The sequence below is a fragment of the Methylobacterium gnaphalii genome (assembly GCF_007992215.1).
In the GTDB taxonomy this organism is placed as follows: domain Bacteria; phylum Pseudomonadota; class Alphaproteobacteria; order Rhizobiales; family Beijerinckiaceae; genus Methylobacterium; species Methylobacterium gnaphalii.
Map to the genome: position 1 here is coordinate 148799 of NZ_BJZV01000014.1, position 6186 is coordinate 154984.

The following is a 6186-nucleotide window of genomic DNA, read 5'->3' on the forward strand; positions in this document are numbered from 1 at the left end:
GACCCCTCGAGCTGCTGCGGCCGCGAGTTGTCCCGCGTCAGCCGGAGGCACGGCTTTTCCCGCTCCGGCGCAGTAGTGCCAACCGATAGGTCCGCAACCCGGCGATCGTCGACGCAACGGCGAAGCCGTAGGCTCCGCCGGTGAAATGCCGCTTCAAAACGTAGTACTTGAAGAAGACCGTGAAGGGCTCCGTGATCATCCTCAGCAGCAGAAGGTTCGGAGCCTTGTCGATCTCGGTGGTCTGCAGTCGATAATACGCAACGTTCTTCCTCATCAGGTGCGAGAGCGATCTCAGCGACTGATGCAGGACGGCCCCACGAATCCGGCCCATGTTTCGGGGATTGAGCTTGATCTCGTCGAACACGGAACTTTCGGGAAAACGGCAGCGTGTCCTGTCGTAGAGCCGGATATATTTGTGACTGTCAGCCAGCAGGCGCGGCTTGGACCGGCCTGGATAGACGTGCCGGATGTCGAAGCGGTAGCCATGGATCTCGGGATCGGGCTGCGGATCGGCCATGATCGCCGCGATCTCCCGGCGCGCTGCGTCGGTCAGCCACTCGTCGGCGTCGAGGTTCAGGATCCAGTCGTTTGTCGCCACGTCTTCCGCGAAGCGCTTCTGCTGTCCGTATCCCCGCCAGGCGTTGAAGTGACAGACCGCTCCGAAGCCCCGCGCCATCTCGACCGTCTGGTCGGTACTCCCGGAGTCAACGACGACGATCTCGTCGGCGATGCCGCGGACGCTCGCCAGACAACGCTCGATCCGGTCCTCCTCGTTCATTGTGATGACGGTGCACGACAGTTTGCGGCTCATGATCGCCAAACGATCTCGGGTGCCTCGCCTCGACGCTGCGGACGGGAAAATCGGGGACGCGGCGGATCGCCCATGACGAGCACCGCCTGTGCAGCGTCTGCCCATAGCGCAGTCTACGGGATACGTCGCCTGGGACGAGACGCCGTCAAAGCGGAGCCTGCGCGTCGCGCTGATTGAGAAGCAGGCTGGCCCACAGGACAGCGGCGCGGTCCCAGGTCAAAGCCGCCCGCTGGAGAAGGGCGCCCTCGTGGAGGTGGCGCCAAAGGTCATCATCGCGAGCGAGAAGCGCGGCGAAATGGGCGAATTCCCGATCGTCCCGCGCGACGAGACCATCGATGCCATGCCGGACCCGCTCGGCCAGCGCTCCGATTCCAAGGGTAACGACGGGTAGCCCCATCGCCTGCGCTTCGGCCGCCGCGAGGCAGAAGGTCTCGTCAACCGCGCCCGGGTACAACATGGCGCGACAGCCTCGATAGGCTTGCGCTAGCTGCTCGGCCGTCAGGCGCGAGTGGAACGACACGCCCAGTCGAAGCGCCCTCGCCGCCGCCGGACGCAAATCCTCTTGGGCCGTGCCGTATACGCGAAGGCTGCCTCCCAGGGCTCGATATACCCCCGATTCGTGCCAGGCGCGGAGCGTCCGGTCGAGTCCACGTTGTTGCTGAGAGGCAAAAACGAAAACGGGCGATCCGCCATCTGAGACCGGTGCGGTGCGAAAAGCCTCGCCAAGCCCGTGCGGGATCACCATGCGACTGCGGAAGCGGTAGAGCCGGCTCGCCGCGCGCTCTGCAACCTCACCGACGAAGACTGCGTCAGGGGCAAGCCGCAGGATCGGAAGCACGTAGCCCCGGCGCAGAGCCTTCTCGACCGGCAGCGGATTGTGCATCCAGAGCACCGTCCGGGGATCTCCGGCCAGCCCTTCGAGGAGCCGGGGATCGTTGCTCGATACAGCGACGTCCGCGCGGATGTTGCGCAGCTCCTTCAGCGGTCGATTGACAACGCCATCCGCCTCGACGGCTCGCTCCGTGTGCGTAAGCAGCGTAACCGCGTGGCCGCGCCGCACGAGCGCACGGCACAGTTCGATGTTCGTGCTCTCAATGCCGCCCAGGCCCTCGCTCGCCGGCGTCGCCAGATCGAAGCGCGCCCGCGTTGGGCAGATGAAGAGGATGTGCATCGACCGGTCTCCCACGCCATGCCATAAACCGCCCGGATACGGCCAAGTCGAGTGATCGGGGAGCCAGCGTCGGGTGGCACGTGGCCGGGCAGCCTGGAAACGGGCGTTAGATTCCAAGCTCTATCTGACGCGCGCTATGCTGCGGCTCGAACGATCCGCGCCTTCGCTCACGTCGGCCATCGGCTACCACGCAATTCTCGGCCCTCCGTCTCGCTTCGACTGGCTCAGCGAGAGCCGCGTCCTTACGCGGATGACGCAGGCACCCTACGCAGAGGAATTCCACGCACTTAGCGTCGCCAATGTCGACGCGCCGACCTGGCATCTCGGCCATCCGGGCCATTCCCTCGAGGGCGGCGCGTCGCACTTCGGCCCATTGCAGCCGCTGGAGGTGCGCCGCCTCGCCTCGCTGGTGCCGGACGTCATCGTGCCGGGCCACAACTTGCTGCCGGTGGACGCGGCGACCGGGCGGCTGCTCGCTTTCTACGGCAGCACCGAGGTCAATTGGGGAATCGCCTACCCTGGACTCTCGCGGCTCAAGCGCGAGCGGCTGAAGGGAGCCGCTTGGGCAATCCCGCCGGTGAAGAACTACTTCCACCTCCTCGTCGAGCACATCCTGCCGGTCGTGGACATGCTGCTCACCGAGCGCGCAGGCTTGGCCGGAAGCCAAGTCACCGTGATTACCCAGGGTAACCTGCCGCTGCTGGACGCTATCGCAACAATCCTGAAGCGGCTTGGCATTGCCATCGCCTTCGAAAAGGCGCGGCCATTCGTGACATACGCGCCGGAGCAGTACCTGTTCTGCAAGCCGGTCGCTGCCTCGGTGGAGCATTTCTATGCCTACCCGGACGCCGTCGGCGTTCTGCGCGAAGCCTTCGGCGGCCAAGCGTCCGCGTCACTGCCGTCCCGGCTCTACGTGCCGCGCACCGGCACCCGCATCCGCCGACTGATCGGCGAGCCCGAGCTGATCGCACAGCTAGCCGAGCACGGCTTCTCGTCCTTCACCGCGCACAGGGACAATCCCGAGGAGCAGATCGCCCGCTTCATGGCTGCACGGGAGATCGTATCGGTGCACGGGGCAGCACTGACGAACATCGTCTGGGCTGCGCCCGGCGCACGGGTCGTTGAGATCTTCCCATCCAACGCCCGTAAAACCACCTACCTGCACATGGCCTCGCTGCACGATCATGCCTATGCCCACGTCTCGGGCGGCTCGGAGAATGAGCGGCAAGATTTTGCGGTTGACCCTGCCGCAGTATTGCGTGTCCTCGGTCTCTGAACGCTGAGGCGCAGACTCGCCTACAGGATCTAGGCCGATGCCTGACTGAGTAGGGTAAGCGTTGCAGCCAACGATGGCGTCGTCTTTCTTCGCCCACAATCCGGGCCCGTTCCGCTCACTCCTTCGCGGCGCTTATTGAGGTTGGCGTTTCCGACCGTTGGGGATGCCGAACCGCAGCACTGCCTGCTCCAGATAGTCGATGGCATCGACCAGATGCTTCCGAGCGGCACCGATCTCAGCTTCGTCGTTGGTCGGCGTCTCCGCGAGCTTCACGGCGGCAATCAGCACGCGGTCGCGCTCGTCTTCGACGCGCCGGTCACGCTCGATGCTTCCGCGCACGCGCTCGTCGAAGACCTCGATCACGCGCCACGGCAACGCATCTTTGTTGATGGCTGGAGTGTAAGTCTCCGCACGCCGTCGAGCATGTGCGGCAGCATCTCGAATGGCTTCGGAGAGCTGAGAGTCCATCGGCAAGTCTTAAGCTGTGCCTCGATCGAAAGGAAACCCGATGATGGCAATGGGGCGCCCCCGAAAATCTCTTCGCGGCGGTCGATCCGCGAAGAGACCAGTTCGGTGACGATTCTTGTATCCGGTTGCCGCTATGCGGCCTCCGCCATTGGCTTCGGTGCCGGCGCATCCATGGCCCTTAGATAGACCTCGAGCAGCGTCTCCTGTTCGTCGCGCTCGTCCTTATCCTGCTTGCGCAGCTTCAGGATTTCCTTGAGCACCTTGACGTCGAGCCCGTCACCCTTGGCCTCGGCGAAGATCTCCTTCTTCGTCTCCATGAGATCCTTGATCTCCTCCTCAACCCGCTCGATGCGTTCGATGATGGAGCGGATGCGATCGCCCGCGACGCCCACTGTGTCGGTCGTGTCGGTCATGCTGTCCTCTTCGTTGAGATGCATGCTCAGCTTCGAGGGTCTCGGTAAGCAGTCAGTTAAGCGCGCAGCGTCCGATTAGACCGGCAGACCGAGTTGCCGCGGAGTCACCGGCGGCCCGTATTCGAGCGCCGAGAGTGAGATGCCTAGCAAGCGAACGCTCCGCCGAAGCGGAAAGATGTCGCGCAGGAGCCCAAGGCCAATCTGTTCGAACGTCGCTCGGTCGGGCACAGCCTCCTCAACGGAGCGCGCGCGCGTAATCTGCACGAAGTCCGAAAACTTCACCTTCAGTGTGACCGTCCGTCCGCGCACGGCTTTGGACTCGCTCGCTGACCAGACCTTGGTAACGAGCGGTTCAAGACGCTCAGCGAGAACTGCGAACGCCTCCGTATCCTCAGAGAAGGTATTCTCGGCACCAATGGACTTCCGGATGCGATGAGCCCGGACCGGTCGTTCATCGATGCCGCGCGCGACCGCGTGGTAGTAGGACGCCGAACTTCCGAAGGTCGCCTGCAATTCCTTGAGGGACCATTTTTTGAGATCGCGCCCCGTCTGGATGCCAAGCCGCTTCATCTTGGCTTCGGTCACGGGACCAACGCCGTGGAATCGGCCGATCGGAAGGTCATCGACGAAAGCCGGTCCCATAGCTGGGGTGATGACGAACAGCGCGTTCGGCTTCTTGAAGTCGGATGCGACCTTGGCCAGGAACTTGTTGTAGGAGACACCTGCCGAGGCCACGAGTCCGGTCGCCTCGAGGATCTCCGCTCGAATCGCCTTCGCGACCTCGGTCGCAGTTGGCAGGCCCTGAAGGTTCTCGGTCACATCGAGGTAGGCCTCGTCGAGGGAGACCGGTTCGATCAGCTCAGTGTGTTTGGCGAAAATCGTCCGGATCTGTTCTGAGATCCCTCGGTAGACGTCGAAGCGTGGCTTGACGAAGACGAGGTCGGGGCACAGGCGCCGCGCCGTAACAGATGGCATGGCGGAGCGCACGCCGAAGACGCGAGCCTCGTAACTCGCTGCGGCAACCACCCCGCGCTCCCGCGAGCCACCGACCGCTATCGGCCGGCCCTTCAGGCTCGGATCGTCCCGCTGTTCCACGGAGGCGTAGAACGCATCCATATCGATATGAATGATTTTGCGGATCGTATTGCTGCGGTCTTCATCGTCCGGCGCTTTAGTCATGTTGGCGCAAATGTAGCGTAGAGTGACTCACGCTGGCACGCACGTGCCGTCCCAGGCGAAGACCTTGCCGCTGTCGGAGAGCTTCAAAGTCTTCAAGACCTCTACCAGATAGGCCGCGCTCTCCTCAGGCGCGAAGACGCCCGGCGTCGTCTCGTCCGGACGGAAGGGATGCGACAGCCCTGTCCGTACCGTGCCGGGATGCAGGCCGACGACGATCGCTCCCGGATGCGTCCGCCTCGTCTCGATCGCGAGGGTACGCAGGATCTGGTTCAACGCTGCCTTCGACGCGCGATAAGAGTACCAGCCGCCTAGGCGATTGTCCTCGATCGATCCGACCCTGGCCGACAGGACGGCGAAGACGCTTCGTTCGGACCGAGCCAAGAGCGGCACGAAGTGCTTCGCCACCAGCGCAGGGCCGATCGTGTTGACCGCGAACACGGTCGCCATTGTGCTTGGGTCCAACGCACGGAGCGCCTTCTCAGGCTGAATGTTAGGCCCGTGCAAGATCCCCGTCGCGACGACGATGAGGCTGATGACACCTTCAAGAGAAGCCGCTTTAGCGGCTGCAGCAATCGAAGCTTCATTGGTGATGTCGATTGCTGCCGATCGTATCGGTCGAGGAAATGGTATGGCCGAGCGAGACAGCGCGACGACAGTGTCGAAGCTGCCCTCGGCAGCAATGGCCATCGTGAGCGCGCGGCCGATCCCTCCAGCTGCGCCGATGATGACGGCGACCGTCATACAATGATCGGAATGGCTGATCGAAAGGTGCGGACGAAATCCGGCATGGCGGTCAAGCGATGCACGCTGTACGCCCCGTGGTCATTGGACATCTGGAAGGCTCCTGACGATCCGCCCGAGATCGGTG

Annotated in this window: 7 protein-coding genes; 1 reads left to right on the forward strand and 6 read right to left on the reverse strand. The window is 63.5% G+C overall.

What is annotated here, in order from left to right:
* Positions 1-37 precede the first annotated feature (37 nt).
* Both MGN01_RS13895 and MGN01_RS13900 read right to left on the reverse strand, forming a co-directional pair.
* Positions 38-811: a glycosyltransferase family 2 protein gene (locus tag MGN01_RS13895; protein ID WP_147047272.1), complete on the reverse strand. Its 774-nt coding sequence runs from the start codon at positions 809-811 to the stop codon at positions 38-40.
* A gap of 145 nt (positions 812-956) precedes the next feature.
* Positions 957-1982: a glycosyltransferase family 4 protein gene (locus MGN01_RS13900; protein ID WP_147047275.1), complete on the reverse strand. Its 1026-nt coding sequence runs from the start codon at positions 1980-1982 to the stop codon at positions 957-959.
* A gap of 136 nt (positions 1983-2118) precedes the next feature.
* On the opposite strand from MGN01_RS13900, the gene MGN01_RS13905 reads away from it, so the two are divergent.
* Positions 2119-3258, forward strand: coding sequence for a glycosyltransferase family 61 protein (locus MGN01_RS13905; protein ID WP_147047277.1), 1140 nt, complete (start codon positions 2119-2121; stop codon positions 3256-3258).
* 132 nt (positions 3259-3390) lie between these two features.
* Here the strand turns inward: MGN01_RS13905 and MGN01_RS13910 are convergent, their stop codons facing one another.
* The 4 genes from MGN01_RS13910 to MGN01_RS13925 all read right to left on the reverse strand — a co-directional run bounded on the left by MGN01_RS13910 (position 3391) and on the right by MGN01_RS13925 (position 6059).
* Positions 3391-3633 (reverse strand): hypothetical protein, encoded by a 243-nt coding sequence (locus MGN01_RS13910; protein ID WP_307725952.1) that lies wholly within the window; start codon positions 3631-3633, stop codon positions 3391-3393.
* Positions 3634-3857: 224 nt separating this feature from the next.
* Positions 3858-4139, reverse strand: coding sequence for a DUF2312 domain-containing protein (locus MGN01_RS13915; RefSeq protein WP_147047280.1), 282 nt, complete (start codon positions 4137-4139; stop codon positions 3858-3860).
* Positions 4140-4214: 75 nt separating this feature from the next.
* Complete coding sequence (dinB, locus tag MGN01_RS13920; protein WP_147047282.1) at positions 4215-5318, reverse strand: DNA polymerase IV; 1104 nt, start codon at positions 5316-5318, stop codon at positions 4215-4217.
* A 27-nt stretch (positions 5319-5345) separates the two neighbouring features.
* Positions 5346-6059 (reverse strand): SDR family NAD(P)-dependent oxidoreductase, encoded by a 714-nt coding sequence (locus MGN01_RS13925; protein WP_147047283.1) that lies wholly within the window; start codon positions 6057-6059, stop codon positions 5346-5348.
* Between the last annotated feature and the right edge of the window lie 127 nt (positions 6060-6186).